General features: G+C 44.0%; 29 protein-coding genes and 1 pseudogene. All 30 read left to right on the top strand.

The window, feature by feature from the left end:
* Positions 1-27: 27 nt before the first annotated feature.
* The 30 genes and pseudogenes from tuf (at position 28) to AM500_RS00100 (ending at position 15,902) form a co-directional block, all read left to right on the top strand.
* Entirely contained in the window at positions 28-1,215 is a 1,188-nt protein-coding gene (gene tuf, locus AM500_RS00240; RefSeq protein ID WP_043931573.1) for an elongation factor Tu, read from the top strand.
* A 442-nt stretch (positions 1,216-1,657) separates the two neighbouring features.
* The gene (rpsJ, locus tag AM500_RS00235) at positions 1,658-1,966 is read left to right on the top strand and encodes a 30S ribosomal protein S10 (protein ID WP_036065498.1); all 309 of its coding nucleotides are present in this window, start codon (positions 1,658-1,660) and stop codon (positions 1,964-1,966) included.
* A gap of 42 nt (positions 1,967-2,008) precedes the next feature.
* On the top strand, positions 2,009-2,635 hold the full coding sequence (rplC, locus tag AM500_RS00230; RefSeq protein ID WP_053597442.1) for a 50S ribosomal protein L3: 627 nt from the start codon (positions 2,009-2,011) through the stop codon (positions 2,633-2,635).
* A gap of 29 nt (positions 2,636-2,664) precedes the next feature.
* On the top strand, positions 2,665-3,288 hold the full coding sequence (rplD, locus tag AM500_RS00225) for a 50S ribosomal protein L4 (RefSeq protein WP_043931570.1): 624 nt from the start codon (positions 2,665-2,667) through the stop codon (positions 3,286-3,288).
* The gene (rplW, locus tag AM500_RS00220; protein ID WP_197028468.1) at positions 3,285-3,572 is read left to right on the top strand and encodes a 50S ribosomal protein L23; all 288 of its coding nucleotides are present in this window, start codon (positions 3,285-3,287) and stop codon (positions 3,570-3,572) included. Before rplD ends, rplW begins: the two co-directional genes overlap by 4 nt.
* A 28-nt stretch (positions 3,573-3,600) precedes the next feature.
* Complete coding sequence (rplB, locus tag AM500_RS00215) at positions 3,601-4,431, top strand: 50S ribosomal protein L2 (protein ID WP_043931567.1); 831 nt, start codon at positions 3,601-3,603, stop codon at positions 4,429-4,431.
* A 60-nt stretch (positions 4,432-4,491) separates the two neighbouring features.
* The gene (rpsS, locus tag AM500_RS00210; protein WP_043931565.1) at positions 4,492-4,767 is read left to right on the top strand and encodes a 30S ribosomal protein S19; all 276 of its coding nucleotides are present in this window, start codon (positions 4,492-4,494) and stop codon (positions 4,765-4,767) included.
* Between the two features lie 18 nt (positions 4,768-4,785).
* Positions 4,786-5,127 carry a 50S ribosomal protein L22 gene (gene rplV / locus AM500_RS00205; RefSeq protein WP_043931564.1) on the top strand — a complete coding sequence of 114 codons (342 nt, stop codon included), beginning with the start codon at positions 4,786-4,788 and terminating at the stop codon, positions 5,125-5,127.
* 3 nt (positions 5,128-5,130) lie between these two features.
* Positions 5,131-5,787, top strand: coding sequence for a 30S ribosomal protein S3 (gene rpsC / locus AM500_RS00200; protein ID WP_043931563.1), 657 nt, complete (start codon positions 5,131-5,133; stop codon positions 5,785-5,787).
* Between the two features lie 2 nt (positions 5,788-5,789).
* Positions 5,790-6,224 carry a 50S ribosomal protein L16 gene (rplP, locus tag AM500_RS00195; protein WP_043931562.1) on the top strand — a complete coding sequence of 145 codons (435 nt, stop codon included), beginning with the start codon at positions 5,790-5,792 and terminating at the stop codon, positions 6,222-6,224.
* Positions 6,214-6,417 carry a 50S ribosomal protein L29 gene (gene rpmC, locus AM500_RS00190; protein ID WP_043931561.1) on the top strand — a complete coding sequence of 68 codons (204 nt, stop codon included), beginning with the start codon at positions 6,214-6,216 and terminating at the stop codon, positions 6,415-6,417. Before rplP ends, rpmC begins: the two co-directional genes overlap by 11 nt.
* Positions 6,418-6,436: 19 nt before the next feature.
* Positions 6,437-6,700, top strand: a complete 264-nt coding sequence (gene rpsQ, locus AM500_RS00185; RefSeq protein ID WP_043931560.1) for a 30S ribosomal protein S17 — start codon at positions 6,437-6,439, stop codon at positions 6,698-6,700.
* Between the two features lie 39 nt (positions 6,701-6,739).
* Complete coding sequence (rplN, locus tag AM500_RS00180) at positions 6,740-7,108, top strand: 50S ribosomal protein L14 (RefSeq protein WP_043931559.1); 369 nt, start codon at positions 6,740-6,742, stop codon at positions 7,106-7,108.
* A gap of 55 nt (positions 7,109-7,163) precedes the next feature.
* Entirely contained in the window at positions 7,164-7,469 is a 306-nt protein-coding gene (gene rplX, locus AM500_RS00175) for a 50S ribosomal protein L24 (protein ID WP_053597441.1), read from the top strand.
* A 25-nt stretch (positions 7,470-7,494) separates the two neighbouring features.
* On the top strand, positions 7,495-8,034 hold the full coding sequence (gene rplE / locus AM500_RS00170; protein WP_053597440.1) for a 50S ribosomal protein L5: 540 nt from the start codon (positions 7,495-7,497) through the stop codon (positions 8,032-8,034).
* A 24-nt stretch (positions 8,035-8,058) separates the two neighbouring features.
* Positions 8,059-8,244, top strand: a complete 186-nt coding sequence (rpsN, locus tag AM500_RS00165; protein ID WP_009499044.1) for a 30S ribosomal protein S14 — start codon at positions 8,059-8,061, stop codon at positions 8,242-8,244.
* A 29-nt stretch (positions 8,245-8,273) separates the two neighbouring features.
* Complete coding sequence (gene rpsH / locus AM500_RS00160) at positions 8,274-8,672, top strand: 30S ribosomal protein S8 (protein WP_043931555.1); 399 nt, start codon at positions 8,274-8,276, stop codon at positions 8,670-8,672.
* A 31-nt stretch (positions 8,673-8,703) separates the two neighbouring features.
* Positions 8,704-9,240: a 50S ribosomal protein L6 gene (rplF, locus tag AM500_RS00155; RefSeq protein ID WP_053597439.1), complete on the top strand. Its 537-nt coding sequence runs from the start codon at positions 8,704-8,706 to the stop codon at positions 9,238-9,240.
* Positions 9,241-9,272: 32 nt separating this feature from the next.
* The gene (rplR, locus tag AM500_RS00150) at positions 9,273-9,635 is read left to right on the top strand and encodes a 50S ribosomal protein L18 (protein WP_053597438.1); all 363 of its coding nucleotides are present in this window, start codon (positions 9,273-9,275) and stop codon (positions 9,633-9,635) included.
* A 24-nt stretch (positions 9,636-9,659) separates the two neighbouring features.
* Positions 9,660-10,160 carry a 30S ribosomal protein S5 gene (rpsE, locus tag AM500_RS00145; protein ID WP_053597437.1) on the top strand — a complete coding sequence of 167 codons (501 nt, stop codon included), beginning with the start codon at positions 9,660-9,662 and terminating at the stop codon, positions 10,158-10,160.
* A gap of 14 nt (positions 10,161-10,174) precedes the next feature.
* Entirely contained in the window at positions 10,175-10,357 is a 183-nt protein-coding gene (gene rpmD, locus AM500_RS00140; RefSeq protein ID WP_043931550.1) for a 50S ribosomal protein L30, read from the top strand.
* 33 nt (positions 10,358-10,390) lie between these two features.
* Entirely contained in the window at positions 10,391-10,831 is a 441-nt protein-coding gene (rplO, locus tag AM500_RS00135; RefSeq protein ID WP_043931549.1) for a 50S ribosomal protein L15, read from the top strand.
* On the top strand, positions 10,831-12,126 hold the full coding sequence (secY, locus tag AM500_RS00130) for a preprotein translocase subunit SecY (RefSeq protein ID WP_053597436.1): 1,296 nt from the start codon (positions 10,831-10,833) through the stop codon (positions 12,124-12,126). Before rplO ends, secY begins: the two co-directional genes overlap by 1 nt.
* 59 nt (positions 12,127-12,185) lie before the next feature.
* The gene (locus AM500_RS00125; protein WP_053597435.1) at positions 12,186-12,836 is read left to right on the top strand and encodes an adenylate kinase; all 651 of its coding nucleotides are present in this window, start codon (positions 12,186-12,188) and stop codon (positions 12,834-12,836) included.
* A gap of 57 nt (positions 12,837-12,893) precedes the next feature.
* Positions 12,894-13,319: pseudogene (locus AM500_RS24745) on the top strand (M24 family metallopeptidase); the annotation flags it as partial.
* A gap of 295 nt (positions 13,320-13,614) precedes the next feature.
* A complete protein-coding gene (gene infA / locus AM500_RS00120) occupies positions 13,615-13,833 on the top strand; it encodes a translation initiation factor IF-1 (RefSeq protein WP_026693344.1) in 219 nt (72 codons plus the stop codon).
* A gap of 37 nt (positions 13,834-13,870) precedes the next feature.
* Positions 13,871-13,984: a 50S ribosomal protein L36 gene (rpmJ, locus tag AM500_RS00115; protein WP_000868344.1), complete on the top strand. Its 114-nt coding sequence runs from the start codon at positions 13,871-13,873 to the stop codon at positions 13,982-13,984.
* 24 nt (positions 13,985-14,008) lie between these two features.
* Positions 14,009-14,374: a 30S ribosomal protein S13 gene (gene rpsM, locus AM500_RS00110; protein ID WP_053597434.1), complete on the top strand. Its 366-nt coding sequence runs from the start codon at positions 14,009-14,011 to the stop codon at positions 14,372-14,374.
* A gap of 22 nt (positions 14,375-14,396) precedes the next feature.
* Positions 14,397-14,786: a 30S ribosomal protein S11 gene (rpsK, locus tag AM500_RS00105; protein WP_043931544.1), complete on the top strand. Its 390-nt coding sequence runs from the start codon at positions 14,397-14,399 to the stop codon at positions 14,784-14,786.
* Positions 14,787-14,957: 171 nt separating this feature from the next.
* Positions 14,958-15,902 (top strand): DNA-directed RNA polymerase subunit alpha, encoded by a 945-nt coding sequence (locus tag AM500_RS00100; protein ID WP_043931543.1) that lies wholly within the window; start codon positions 14,958-14,960, stop codon positions 15,900-15,902.
* The last annotated feature ends 16 nt before the right edge of the window (positions 15,903-15,918 follow it).

Genomic DNA, 15,918 nt, shown 5'->3' with positions numbered 1-15,918 from the left:
TTTTAAAATTAAAGGAGGAAATTCCTAATGGGTAAAGCTAAATTCGACCGCTCTAAGCCGCACGTAAATATCGGAACAATTGGTCACGTTGACCATGGTAAAACTACTTTGACTGCAGCAATCACTTCTGTACTAGCAAAAGTTGGTGGTGCAGAAGCTCGCGGTTATGATCAAATCGACGGTGCTCCAGAAGAAAAAGAGCGTGGAATCACAATCTCTACTTCACACGTTGAGTATGAAACTGCTAATCGTCACTATGCACACGTTGACTGCCCAGGACACGCTGACTATGTTAAGAACATGATCACTGGCGCTGCGCAGATGGACGGCGGTATCCTTGTAGTATCCGCTACTGACGGCCCAATGCCGCAAACTCGTGAGCACATCCTTCTTTCCCGTCAGGTAGGCGTACCTTACCTTGTTGTATTCATGAACAAGTGTGACATGGTTGATGACGAAGAGCTTCTTGAGCTTGTTGAAATGGAAATCCGTGACCTTCTTACTGAATATGAATTCCCTGGTGATGACACTCCTGTTATCAAAGGTTCTGCTCTTAAAGCACTTGAAGGTGAAGCAGAATGGGAAGAAAAGATCAACGAACTAATGGAAGCTGTTGACACTTACATCCCAACTCCAACTCGTGATACTGAAAAGCCATTCATGATGCCTGTTGAGGACGTATTCTCAATCACTGGCCGTGGTACTGTTGCTACAGGACGTGTTGAGCGTGGACAAGTAAAAGTTGGTGACGTTGTTGAAATCGTTGGTTTCACTGAAGAGCCAAAATCTACTACTGTAACAGGTGTAGAAATGTTCCGTAAGCTGCTTGACTATGCAGAAGCTGGTGACAACATCGGTGCCCTTCTTCGTGGTGTAGCACGTGAAGAAATCGAGCGTGGACAAGTTTTGGCTAAGCCAAAATCCATTACTCCACACACTAAGTTCAAAGCGGAAGTTTACGTTTTGTCTAAAGAAGAAGGTGGACGTCATACTCCATTCTTCACAAACTACCGTCCACAATTCTATTTCCGTACTTCCGACATTACAGGCATCTGTAATCTTCCAGAAGGCGTAGAAATGGTTATGCCTGGCGACAACATTGAAATGTCAGTTGAGCTAATCGCTCCAGTTGCGATTGAAGAAGGAACTAAGTTCTCAATTCGTGAAGGCGGCCGTACAGTAGGCGCTGGCGTTGTTGCTTCTATCCAAGAATAATTAATATCTTTAAAAACAGGCGGGTGACGATCCGCCTGTTTTTTTATGAACCTAAGTTTGACCTGTTAGAACAATAGCCCCCTAACTTTGAATTGAATAAGAAAATGCACATAGGATGACGTGTTTCTTCTATACTTATTGATTATGAACTCGCTAGTTTAGATGGAAAATAGAGGATGCAATAAAGTCATATTGAAATGGAATAAAATATTGCATTCCTTTTGCTGTGCCGCTATAATAGTAAAAGTGTGCTAAACATAAAAAGCTTCTAAATCATATTGATTTTAACAGCTGAATTATGTATAATAGACAATGTTGGTCTTTGACTGCGATGATGTGAGAGGTTGCTGATACACCCGGCCGCTTTGCCATGGCGAGTGTAATCAGGGGATTTTCACTGAGAATGTCTATTTTGAAAATAGGCGAAAAGGAGGGAAAAATAATGGCAAAACAAAAAATCCGTATCCGTTTAAAGGCGTATGATCACAGGATTCTTGATCAATCTGCTGAAAAAATTGTTGAGACAGCAAAGCGTTCTGGTGCTTCAGTGTCCGGTCCGATTCCGCTTCCAACAGAGAAGTCTATCTACACGATTCTTCGTGCGGTGCATAAGTACAAGGATTCTCGTGAACAATTCGAGATGCGTACACACAAGCGTCTAATCGACATTGTGAACCCAACTCCACAAACAGTTGATTCACTTATGCGTCTAGACCTGCCATCCGGTGTTGACATCGAAATTAAACTTTAATTCAAACAATATACTTTAATTATTTTTCAGGAGGTGTGACTAATGACCAAAGGAATCTTAGGAAGAAAGATTGGTATGACTCAAGTATTTGCTGAAAACGGCAACCTGATCCCTGTAACTGTAATCCAGGCAGCTGGAAACGTTGTTCTTCAAAAGAAGACAGTTGCAAACGATGGCTACGAAGCGGTTCAAATCGGCTTCGAAGACAAACGCGAAAAACTTTCCAACAAACCTGAAAAGGGACATGTCGCAAAGGCAAGCACTGCTCCTAAGCGCTTCGTTCGCGAATTCCGCGGAGTAGACTTGGCAGCATTTGAAGTTGGTCAGGAAGTCAAAGTTAATATTTTTGCAGAAGGCGACATCGTAGATGTAACCGGTGTGTCCAAAGGTAAAGGATTCCAGGGTGCAATTAAACGCCACGGACAATCCCGCGGCCCTATGGCTCACGGTTCCCGTTACCACCGCCGACCAGGTTCTATGGGTCCTGTAGCTCCTAACCGTGTATTCAAGGGCAAAGCATTGCCAGGCCGCATGGGTGGAGAAGTTGTTACAGTTCAAAACCTTGAAGTTGTAAAGGTTGATACAGACCGCAATCTGCTTCTTGTGAAAGGTAATGTACCTGGACCAAGGAAATCACTTGTAAAAATTAAAACTGCTGTTAAAGCATAGAGACTTCGCAAGAAAGGAGGAACAAACGAATGCCTAAAGTAGCATTATTTAACCAAAACGGTTCACAAGTTGGTGAAATCGAGCTTAATGATACAGTGTTCGGCATTGAACCTAACCAGCATGTTCTTTTTGAAGCAGTGCTGATGCAAAGGGCTTCACTTCGCCAGGGAACACACAAAACAAAAATCCGTTCTGAAGTAGCCGGTGGCGGTCGCAAGCCATGGAGACAAAAAGGAACAGGCCGTGCCCGTCAGGGTTCAATCCGCTCACCACAATGGAGAGGCGGCGGTACAGTATTTGGTCCAGTACCTCGCAGCTATAGCTATAAGCTTCCTAAAAAGGTACGCCGTTTGGCAATTAAATCCGCATTGTCTTCAAAAGTACTTGAGGAAAATGTACTAGTACTTGAAAGCCTCGCTTTCGATGCTCCAAAAACAAAAGATTTCAAAAGTGTCCTCAAAGGGCTTTCTGTTGAGAAAAAAGCACTTATTGTAACAGCTGACCTTGATGAGAACGTTGCGTTGTCTGCAAGGAATCTTCCTGGCATTACTGTAGTAACTGCCAACGGCATCAATGTCGTAGATGTCCTTAACCATGACAAGCTGATTATCACTAAGGCTGCTGTCGAAAAAGTAGAGGAGGTGCTTGCATAATGGACGTACGCGATGTCATTAAGCGCCCCGTTATTACTGAACGTTCTACTGATTTGATGGCTGAAAAGAAATATACGTTCGAAGTGGACGTTAAAGCCAACAAAACTCAAGTCAAGGACGCTATTGAAACAATCTTTGGCGTTGATGTTGAGAAAGTAAACATCATGAACTATAAAGGCAAGTTCAAGCGCATGGGCAAATTCGGTGGATATACTAACAAACGCCGCAAAGCCATTGTTAAGCTAACTGCAGATAGCAAAGAAATCGAAATTTTTGAATCCTAGAATATAACTAGAAGAGGAGGGAATAGAAATGGCGATTAAAAAGTACAAACCTACCTCTAACGGTCGTCGCGGAATGACTACTTCTGATTTCGCAGAAATCACAACTAGCACTCCAGAAAAGTCTTTGTTGGCTCCGGTAACAAGAAAAGGCGGCCGTAACAACCAGGGTAAGTTAACTGTTCGTCATCAAGGTGGCGGCCATAAGCGTCAATACCGTCTTATCGATTTTAAACGCGATAAAGATGGCATTCCAGGACGCGTTGCCACTATCGAATACGATCCAAACCGTTCCGCAAATATTGCGCTAATCAATTATGTGGATGGAGAAAAGCGTTACATCCTAGCTCCAAAAAACCTTCAGGTTGGACTGCAAGTAATGTCTGGTCCGGAAGCTGATATCAAAGTAGGAAATGCACTTCCACTTGCAAACATTCCAGTTGGTACAGTCGTACACAACATTGAACTAAAGCCTGGTAAAGGTGGACAGCTTGTCCGTTCTGCAGGAACATCTGCACAGGTTCTTGGTAAGGAAGGCAAATACGTACTTGTACGTTTGAATTCTGGAGAAGTTCGCATGATTCTTGCAACTTGCCGCGCAACTGTAGGCCAAGTTGGTAATGAGCAGCATGAACTAATCAATATTGGTAAAGCTGGACGTTCCCGCTGGTTAGGCAAACGCCCAACAGTTCGTGGATCTGTTATGAACCCGAATGATCACCCGCACGGTGGTGGTGAAGGACGCTCCCCAATTGGACGTAAGTCACCAATGTCACCTTGGGGCAAGCCAACTCTTGGCCGCAAGACTCGTAAGAAAAAGAACAAGTCCGATAAATTCATCGTACGACGCCGTAAAAAATAACGTGATTGAACTACGGTTCGAGGATAGAACCGTAGAACGGTCTCGAAGGGAGGTACCCACATGGGTCGCAGTTTGAAAAAAGGGCCTTTTGTTGATGAGCACCTAATGAAAAAGGTTGAAAGCCTTGGCGCCGACAGCAAACAGGTAGTGAAGACATGGTCTCGCCGTTCTACTATATTCCCACAATTCATCGGCCACACAATCGCTGTGTATGATGGACGTAAACACGTACCAGTTTATGTGACTGAAGACATGGTAGGACACAAGCTTGGAGAATTTGCTCCAACTCGTGCTTATAAAGGTCACGGCAATGACGATAAGAAAACCAGACGTTAATGAGAGGAGGGCATCATCATGCAAGCAAAAGCTGTTGCTAGAACAGTCCGTATTGCTCCTCGTAAAGCTCGTTTAGTCGTAGATTTAATTCGAGGTAAGCAAGTTGGTGAAGCTGTAGCGATTCTGACTTTGACTCCGAAAGCTGCTTCTCCAATCGTAGAAAAAGTATTGAAATCTGCTATGGCAAACGCAGAACATAACTATGAAATGGACGTTAATAACCTTGTTGTTGAACAGGCTTTCGTTGACGAAGGTCCAACACTGAAGCGTTTCCGTCCACGTGCGCAAGGCCGTGCTAGTGCAATTAACAAACGCACAAGCCATATCACAATCGTTCTATCAGAAAAGAAGGAGGGATAATTAGTGGGACAAAAGGTAAATCCAGTCGGTATGCGTATCGGCATCATTCGTGATTGGGAATCGAAATGGTACGCAGGCAAAGACTTTGCTGAACTTCTTCATGAAGACATTAAAGTCCGTGAATACATCCAGAAGCGCCTTAAGGACGCATCTGTTTCTAAAGTAGAAATCGAACGCGCTGCAAACCGTGTTAACGTTACTGTCCACACTGCTAAGCCAGGTATGGTAATTGGTAAAGGCGGTACAGAAGTTGAAGCGCTCCGTAAAGCGTTGAACCAACTTACTGGCAAGCGTGTCCACATCAATATCCTTGAAATTAAGAGAGCAGACATCGATGCTAAGCTTGTTGCTGAAAACATTGCTCGTCAGCTTGAAAATCGTGTATCTTTCCGCCGTGCCCAGAAGCAAGTTATTCAACGTGCTATGCGTGCAGGTGCAAAAGGTATTAAAACAATGGTATCCGGCCGTCTTGGCGGTGCTGATATCGCTCGTTCAGAACATTACAGTGAAGGTACTGTACCCCTTCATACACTTCGTGCAGACATCGACTATGCTGCTGCAGAAGCTGATACAACTTACGGCAAACTTGGCGTAAAAGTTTGGATCTACAAGGGTGAGGTCCTTCCGACTAAGAAGAAATCCGAGGAAGGAGGCAAATAAACATGTTATTGCCTAAACGTGTAAAATACCGCCGTCAACACCGTGGAAATATGCGCGGTCTAGCAAAGGGCGGAACAGAAGTTACTTTTGGCGAATACGGCCTGCAGGCACTAGAAGCCTCCTGGATCACAAACCGCCAAATTGAGTCTGCCCGTATCGCTATGACTCGTTACATGAAGCGTGGCGGTAAAGTGTGGATTAAGATTTTCCCTCATAAGCCTTATACTGCAAAGCCTCTTGAAGTCCGTATGGGTTCCGGTAAAGGTTCTCCTGAAGGCTGGGTAGCAGTTGTGAAACCTGGTAGAATCATGTTTGAGGTTGCCGGTGTTCCTGAAGAAACCGCTCGTGAGGCACTTCGCCTTGCTGCTCACAAACTGCCTGTTAAGTGCAAGTTTGTAAAACGTGAAGAAATTGGTGGTGAATCAAATGAAAGCTAATGAACTTCGTGACCTTACCACTGCCGAACTTGAGCAAAAAGTCAAATCATTAAAAGAAGAACTTTTCAACCTTCGCTTTCAATTGGCGACTGGACAGCTTGAAAACACTGCCCGCATCAGGGAAGTGCGCAAGTCCATCGCACGCATGAAAACTGTTGTCCGCGAAAGAGAAATCGGCGTTAACAATCGATAATTGAGAGGAGGTCCGCCTAATGAGCGAACGCAATCAACGCAAAGTTTACACCGGACGCGTTGTTTCAGACAAAATGGATAAGACCATTACTGTTCTTGTCGAAACACACAAAAAGCATCCTCTTTACGGTAAACGCGTTAAATACTCTAAGAAATTCAAGGCTCATGATGAGCAAAACCAAGCGAAGATCGGTGACGTAGTACGCATTATGGAAACACGCCCGCTTTCTTCTACAAAACGTTTCCGCCTTATGGAAGTCGTTGAAAAAGCAGTTATTATCTAATTGTTCGGATAAGCTTTCATCCGAAGGGAGGTTACACGAATGATCCAACAAGAAACCCGTTTAAAAGTTGCGGACAACTCCGGCGCCCGTGAAGTACTGACAATTAAAGTCCTTGGTGGTTCCGGCCGAAAGACGGCTGGTATTGGCGACGTGATCGTCTGCACAGTCAAACAAGCAACACCAGGTGGCGTTGTTAAAAAAGGCGATGTTGTTAAAGCAGTAATCGTACGGACTAAGAGCGGCGCGCGCCGTCAAGACGGTACTTACATTAAGTTTGATGAAAACGCATGTGTAATTATCCGTGATGACAAGAGCCCACGTGGAACTCGTATTTTTGGGCCTGTTGCACGCGAACTGCGCGACAACAACTTTATGAAAATCGTTTCACTTGCACCAGAAGTACTTTAATTATAAGTACTTGACATAATACAAACTCAAAATGCCTTTAAGGAGGTGCGCACAGATGCACGTAAAAAAAGGTGACAAAGTAATGGTCATCTCTGGCAAGGATAAGGGCAAGACAGGAACAATCCTTGAGGCTTATCCGAAACAAAGCCGCGTTTTGGTTGAAGGTGTGAACATTGTTAAAAAACACTCTAAACCTTCTCAGGCCAATCCGCAGGGTGGCATCAACAGCCAGGAAGCACCTATCCATGTATCGAACGTAATGCCTGTCGACAAATCCGGTAAACCAAGCCGAGTTGGACACCAAGTTGTTGATGGTAAAAAGGTACGCGTTACAAAATCCGGTGAATTATTAGATAAGTAGTCCATTGAGAAAGGAGGTACTATAGATGAACCGCCTAAAGGAAAAATATGTGAAAGAAGTTACTCCTGCTCTCGTGAGCAAGTTCAACTATAAATCTGTTATGCAGGTTCCAAAAGTAGAAAAAATCGTTGTAAACATGGGTGTTGGCGATGCAGTTGCAAACGCGAAATCCCTTGACAATGCTGTTGAAGAACTTACATTACTTACTGGCCAAAAGCCAATCGTTACACGCGCTAAGAAATCAATCGCTGGGTTCCGCCTTCGTGAAGGTATGCCTATTGGTGCGAAAGTAACTCTTCGCGGTGAACGCATGTATGATTTCCTCGACAAATTAATTTCAGTCTCTCTTCCAAGGGTACGTGACTTCCGCGGAATCTCCAAGAAAGCATTCGACGGCCGCGGTAACTACACACTTGGTGTGAAAGAACAGTTAATCTTCCCTGAAATTGATTACGATAAAGTTAGCAAAGTCCGTGGTATGGATATCGTCATCGTAACGACTGCCAACACTGATGAGGAAGCACGTGAGCTTTTAACTCAGTTTGGTATGCCGTTCCAAAAGTAATCCGAAAATAAGGGAGGCGAAAACGTGGCTAAAAAGTCAATGATTGCGAAGCAAAAACGCACGCCTAAATACAAGGTGCAAGAGTATACCCGCTGCGAACGTTGCGGCCGTCCACACTCTGTTTACCGCAAATTTAAGCTTTGCCGTATTTGTTTCCGTGAATTAGCATACAAAGGCCAGATTCCTGGTGTTAAAAAAGCTAGCTGGTAAACCCCAAGTCTGGGAAGGAGGTAAAATAAATGGTCATGACAGATCCGATTGCAGATATGCTTACCCGCATCCGTAACGCGAACATGGTTCGCCACGAAAAGCTGGAAGTACCTGCTTCCAATATCAAAAAAGAAATTGCTGAAATCCTTAAGCGTGAAGGTTTCGTTCGTGATGTCGAACTAATTGACGACAATAAGCAAGGCATTATCCGTATCTTCTTGAAGTACGGTGCGAATAACGAACGTGTTATCACTGGCCTAAAGAGGATTTCAAAGCCTGGCCTTCGTGTATATGCAAAGTCTAACGAAGTTCCACGTGTATTGAACGGCCTTGGTATCGCGCTTGTATCTACATCCCAAGGTGTCATCACTGACAAAGAAGCTCGCGCAAAGCAAGTTGGCGGCGAAGTTTTAGCATACATCTGGTAAGAAAGTTTCCGAATGAATGGAGGTGCACTAAATGTCACGCGTAGGTAAAAAACCAATCGAAATTCCTGCAGGAGTATCGATTTCGATAGATAATAATACAGTTACTGCAAAAGGACCACGAGGTGAACTTGTTCGTTCTTTCAGCCCTGAAATTTCTATTAACGTAGAAGAAAACACTGTTACAATAACACGCCCTTCCGATGAGAAGGAAATTCGCGCATTGCATGGTACGACTCGTGCTATTATTGCAAATATGGTCGAAGGTGTATCAACTGGTTTCCAAAGGAATTTGGAGCTAATTGGGGTCGGATACCGGGCATCCAAGCAAGGTAACAAGCTTGTACTGAACGTTGGTTATTCACACCCAGTTGAGATCGAGCCTGAAGCTGGTCTTGAAATTGAAGTACCTGCTAATACAAAAATAAGTATTAAAGGTAACGATAAGGAACGTGTAGGCGCACTTGCAGCCAACATTCGTGGCGTCCGTCCTCCAGAGCCTTATAAAGGCAAAGGAATTCGCTATGAAGGCGAAGTTGTCCGCCGCAAAGAAGGCAAGAAAGGTAAATAAAGCCGCATAGTATTACGAAAGGAGTGACGTAAATGATTACGAAGCTTGATAAAAACGCGAGCCGTAAGAAGAGGCATGCACGTGTCCGTTCCAAGCTTAGCGGAACTGCAGCCCGTCCACGTTTGAATGTGTTTCGTTCCAATAAACATGTTTATGCTCAGTTAATCGACGATGTGAACGGAGTTACTCTTGCGAGTGCTTCAAGTATGGAAAAAGATTTCGGTCTTGAATCTACTAATAACATCGAAGCAGCTCAAAAGGTCGGCGAATTAGTAGCAAAACGCGCAGTAGAAAAAGGTATCACATCTGTTGTCTTTGACCGCGGAGGATATCTATACCACGGGCGTATCCAGGCTCTTGCAGATACTGCTCGCGAAAACGGTCTGCAATTTTAATAGACAAAGGAGGGACACATAAAGATGCGTCGCATTGATCCAAACAAACTTGAACTTGAAGAACGCGTAGTTACCGTCAACCGTGTAGCAAAGGTTGTTAAAGGCGGACGCCGTTTCCGTTTCACGGCTCTTGTCGTAGTTGGAGACAAGAATGGCCATGTCGGCTTTGGAACAGGAAAAGCTCAGGAAGTTCCTGATGCCATCCGTAAGGCTGTCGAAGATGCCAAGAAAAACTTGATTACTGTACCAATGGTTGGAACGACTGTACCTCACCAGGTACTCGGCCGTTTCGGAGCTGGTGAAATCCTTTTAAAACCAGCTTACGAAGGTACTGGAGTTATCGCAGGTGGACCTGTACGTGCAGTACTTGAACTTGCAGGTGTCGGTGATATCCTATCGAAATCCCTTGGAACGAACACTCCAATCAACATGGTTCGTGCAACTATAGAAGGCTTGAAGCAGCTTAAGAGTGCCGAAGAAGTTGCAAAATTGCGCGGAAAATCAGTAGAAGAACTGTTAGGTTAAGGGAGGGAAATCAAATGGCTAACAAATTGCAAATTACCCTCACTAAAAGCGTAATTGGACGCCCACAGGACCAACGCGAAACAGTTAAGGCTCTCGGATTGCGAAAAGTAAACCAAACCGTTGAGCAGCAAGATAATGCCGCTATTCGTGGTATGATCAACAAGGTTGCTCACCTTGTAACGGTTAAAGAACAATAATCGATTCTTTTCTTTCAATAAGGAGGTGCCCAAATGAAACTTCATGAATTAAAGCCTGCAGAAGGTTCCCGCAAAGAACGTAAACGTCTAGGTCGTGGTATCGGTTCTGGCCAAGGTAAAACTGCTGGTAAAGGTCATAAAGGTCAAAATGCCCGTTCCGGTGGTGGTGTTCGTATAGGTTTTGAAGGTGGTCAAACACCTTTATTCCGCCGTCTGCCTAAGCGCGGTTTCACAAACATTAACCGTAAGGAATACGCGATTGTTAACCTTGATGTCCTAAACAGCTTTGAAGATGGTACAGAAGTTACTCCAGAACTTCTCATCGAAGCTGGCCTGGTTAAGAACGAGAAAGCAGGAATCAAGATTCTTGCAAAAGGGAACGTTGAGAAGAAATTGACTGTAAAAGCTCATAAATTTTCCTCTGCTGCCAAGGAAGCAATCGAAGCTGCTGGTGGAAACACTGAGGTGATCTAATGTTCCGGACAATCTCCAATTTTATGCGCGTGGCTGAAATAAGGAATAAAATCCTTTTCACTTTATTAATGCTATTGATTTTCCGTATCGGGACCTTTATTCCGGTGCCGAACGTCAATGCAGACATTCTAGCAGCTCAAGATCAGTTCAGCGTATTTGGAGTCTTGAATACGTTCGGCGGAGGAGCGCTGCAAAACTTCTCTATTCTTGCAATGGGGATCATGCCTTATATTACTGCTTCCATCATCATTCAGCTCTTGCAGATGGATGTTGTACCTAAATTTACCGAGTGGTCAAAACAAGGGGATGCAGGAAGGCGAAAGCTAGCTCAATTTACTCGTTACTTTACTATTGTGCTTGGATTTATCCAGGCATTAGGTATGTCATACGGGTTTAACAATATGACTCAAAGCCAATTGATTATTGATCCGGACATTCCAACGTACCTGTTGATTGCAACTGTGTTGACAGCAGGCACAGCCTTCTTGATGTGGCTTGGCGAACAAATCACTGCAAAAGGCGTAGGAAACGGTATTTCAATTATTATCTTTGCGGGCATTGCAGCGGGAATTCCTACTACAGTGAACCAAATTTACATTCAACAATTTCAAAATGTAGGGGATAAATTGTTTATCAATATCCTGATTGTTATCCTTTTACTTTTGGCTGTTGTTGCAATTGTTGTTGGAGTTATCTTTGTTCAGCAAGCTACCAGGAAAATTCCGATTCAATATGCAAAGCGGATGACTGCAGGACGTACACCAGTTGGCGGACAATCGACACACATGCCGCTAAAAGTTAACGCTGCCGGTGTTATTCCAGTAATCTTCGCTGTGTCCTTTATCATCACTCCAAGGACAATTGCTTCGTTTTTTCCAACAAATGATGTTACTCTCTGGATTCAGCGAGTATTCGATTATACCCATCCGGTTGGGATGATTATGTATGCGGCATTGATTATCGCGTTTACGTATTTCTATGCGTTCATTCAGGTGAATCCGGAACAAGCTGCCGAAAATCTGCAAAAGCAGAGTGGTTACATTCCCGGAATCCGTCCTGGTAAACCAACGCAAGAATACTTTACCCGCGTGTTGTATCGACTAACATTTGTCGGAGCAATTTTCCTTGCTGTTATTGCAATCCTTCCAATCATCTTTATTCAAACTGCCAACCTGCCTCAGTCTGCACAGATTGGTGGTACCAGCCTATTGATTGTTGTTGGTGTTGCGCTTGAAACAATGAAACAATTGGAAGCTCAGTTAGTAAAACGCCATTATAAGGGCTTTATCAAGTAAAAAATGGTTTTGGGGACATATGTTCCCTAAAACCACTTAATCCCTAAGGGGGTGTTGATGTGAACTTAGTATTAATGGGCCTTCCTGGTGCCGGGAAAGGCACTCAGGCAGAAAGAATAGTTGACCGCTATAACATTCCTCATATCTCTACTGGAGATATGTTCCGTGCAGCCATGAAGGAAGGTACGGAACTCGGTTTGAAAGCTAAGTCCTATATGGATGAAGGGGCGCTTGTCCCGGATGAAGTAACGATTGGAATTGTACGTGAACGTCTAAGTAAGGATGATTGCGAAAAAGGTTTCCTTCTCGATGGTTTTCCAAGGACTGTTCCACAAGCAGAGGCTCTGGAGGGTATCCTTTCTGAGCTGAACAAAAAAATCGATTATGTCCTCAACATCGAGGTTGATGATTCGATTTTATTGGAACGCTTGACTGGCCGACGCATATGTAAGTCCTGCGGAGCAACATACCATCTTGTTTTCAATCCTCCTAAGGAAGAGGGTACCTGTGATCGCTGTGGAGGCGAGCTCTATCAAAGGGCTGATGATAATGCCGAAACTGTTCAAAACAGGCTTGACGTAAACATGGCACAATCCAGGCCGCTGCTTGATTTCTATTCTGAAAAAGGCTACTTGCGAAATATCGATGGCCAGCGCGAAATCTCTGAAGTTTTTAATGATATTGAGTCATTGCTTGCAGGCCTTCGTTAAGGATTATCTGTAAATGCAGCGTACGCTCCTGGATAGTCCACATTGGTTATTATGATTAACTCGGCCTGTACTTATCCTGTTCGTAGAATTGTCGAGATAACAACTCGGCTATTGTGTGTGATGGAATGAGTGTTTTAAAAAGGCTGAAGAAGGCATTGCCAGGCGAGCGTCTTTCAACTATCTCGCATGCGATTCAGGTGTATGTAGAAGAACACAGTTTTTCCGTTGTACGCGAGTATGCCGGACACGGTGTAGGGCAAGACTTACATGAAGACTCACACGGTCTTTAAGTAAGCCCGCCTATTAATTTACGTGGATGGAAGCCTGGAATAGTGCTGGCAATTGAACCGATGGTGAATGCGGAAAGCCGATATGTCCAAACAGTGGCTGAAGAGAGTTGTAACGATAGCTGGCAAAACTGCTCACTTTGAACAGAGGATTGCAATAACCGAGGAAGGCTATGAAATTCTCTTATTGCTATAAGGAAACTGGATTGCCTTCAGTTCTTCTGGCATTAAAAAAGGACGGGGCAGTAGCCAATATGTTATAATCATAAAGTTGGTTGATGAGAAAATTGTTCTGGTGGCTATTGTTTTACTCGAAAGAATGATTGCCCGAGAAGAAAGTTATCAGGCATCTCCAACTAGTGGACCGCATAGCTCCAGAAGTTTAATACAGTAACAAGGTCACAGGCAGCGCCACTAAATTGGGAAGCTGCGCTTCGCTTTACAAGATTTAAACAAACGCCTGTCCGATCTAGAGAAGGGAGACGATTTCGATGGCTAAAGATGATGTAATTGAAATTGAAGGTAAGGTAACTGAAACTTTGCCAAACGCCATGTTTAAGGTAGAATTAGAAAATGGCCATACTGTACTTGCCCATGTTTCCGGCAAAATCCGTATGCACTTTATCCGAATTCTGCCTGGCGATAAAGTGACAGTGGAGCTGTCTCCATACGACTTAACACGCGGAAGGATTACCTACCGCTTTAAATAAGCCGATTGCACTCCGAACTGCTAAGGAGGTTAGGATAATGAAGGTAAGACCATCTGTAAAACCGATCTGCGAAAAGTGCAAAGTTATCCGTAGACGCGGAAAAGTTATGGTTATATGTGAAAACCCTAAACACAAACAAAAACAAGGTTAACTCTAAAGGAGGTGCGCATATTTTATGGCACGTATTGCTGGTGTAGATATTCCTCGTGAAAAACGCGTGGTCATCTCATTAACTTACATTTATGGTATTGGTAAAAATACAGCTCAAAAGGTTCTTGCTGAAGCGGGCGTTTCTGAAAATACTCGTGTTCGTGACCTGACTGAAGAAGAATTGAACAAAATCCGTGACATCATTGATAAGCTAAAGGTAGAAGGAGATCTTCGCCGTGAAGTATCACTTAATATCAAACGCTTGATGGAAATCGGAAGCTACCGTGGCCTTCGTCACCGCCGTGGCCTGCCTGTTCGCGGCCAAAACACCAAGAACAATGCTCGTACACGTAAAGGTCCACGTAAGACTGTAGCGAACAAGAAGAAATAATCAGTAAAGGAGGTACTTACAAATGGCACGTAAAACTAATACTCGCAAACGCCGTGTGAGAAAGAATATTGAAGCAGGTATCGCACATATTCGCTCAACTTTTAACAATACAATCGTAACCATCACTGACGTTCATGGTAATGCTATTTCATGGTCAAGTGCAGGTGCGCTTGGGTTCAAGGGTTCCCGTAAATCCACTCCATACGCTGCGCAAATGGCTGCTGAAACTGCTGCTAAGACATCAATGGAACATGGACTAAAAACTCTTGAAGTAACTGTTAAAGGCCCTGGTGCTGGCCGTGAAGCTGCAATCCGTGCTCTTCAAGCCGCTGGTCTTGAAGTTACTGCGATTAAAGACGTAACTCCAGTTCCTCATAATGGTTGCCGTCCACCAAAACGCCGCCGTGTTTAATTTTTCTGTATAGAATTCGTATCCATGTCTATAATGGGATATGATACTATTATTTTCGTTCTAGCAGAATCAATATTCCAGTTGTTGTGCACAAACAGGGACGAATACATGGGGGAATTTCGGCCGGTTTTTGAGGCCGGGTTTTCGACGTTTTGAAGGAGGGTATATTTGATGATCGAAATAGAAAAACCAAAAATCGAAACGGTTGAGATCAGCGATGATGCCAAGTACGGGAAGTTCGTCGTAGAACCACTTGAGCGTGGATATGGTACAACTCTGGGTAACTCCTTACGTCGTATCCTACTATCTTCACTCCCAGGTGCAGCAGTCACATCGATCCAAGTCGATGGGGTACTACATGAGTTTTCAACAATTGAAGGCGTCGTTGAGGATGTTACATCCATTATCTTAAACATTAAGAAAATCGCATTAAAAATATACTCCGATGAAGAAAAGACGCTTGAAATCGATGTACAGGGAGAAGGTACGGTGAAAGCCGGAAACATTACTCATGATAGTGATGTGGAAATCCTGAATCCTGACTTGCATATTGCAACATTGGGATCAAACGGACATCTTCGTATGCGCTTGACTGCTAGGCGCGGAAGAGGCTATACACCAGCCGATCAAAACAAGAGGGAAGACCAGCCGATTGGAGTTATTCCGATTGACTCGATCTATACTCCTGTATCCCGTGTATCCTATCAAGTAGAGAATACTCGTGTTGGACAAATGACCAACTATGATAAACTTACTTTGGATGTATGGACAGACGGCAGCACTGGGCCTCAAGAAGCTATTGCTTTTGGAGCCAAAATCCTGACTGAGCATTTGAATATCTTTGTGGGTCTTACCGATGAAGCGCAAAATGCCGAAATCATGATTGAAAAAGAAGAAGACCAAAAAGAAAAAGTCCTTGAGATGACAATTGAAGAATTGGACCTTTCTGTCCGTTCATACAACTGCCTAAAGCGTGCGGGAATTAACACTGTCCAGGAGCTTGCAAACAAGACCGAGGAAGATATGATGAAAGTGCGCAACCTTGGCCGAAAGTCACTCGAGGAAGTAAAGGCAAAACTAGAAGAGCTTGGATTGGGTCTGCGCAAGGACGACTAGGCTTGTCCAGTGTATC

The organism is Bacillus sp. FJAT-18017 (assembly GCF_001278805.1).
GTDB lineage: Bacteria > Bacillota > Bacilli > Bacillales > Cytobacillaceae > Bacillus_D.
This window is presented reverse-complemented; position numbering and strand designations above follow the sequence as displayed.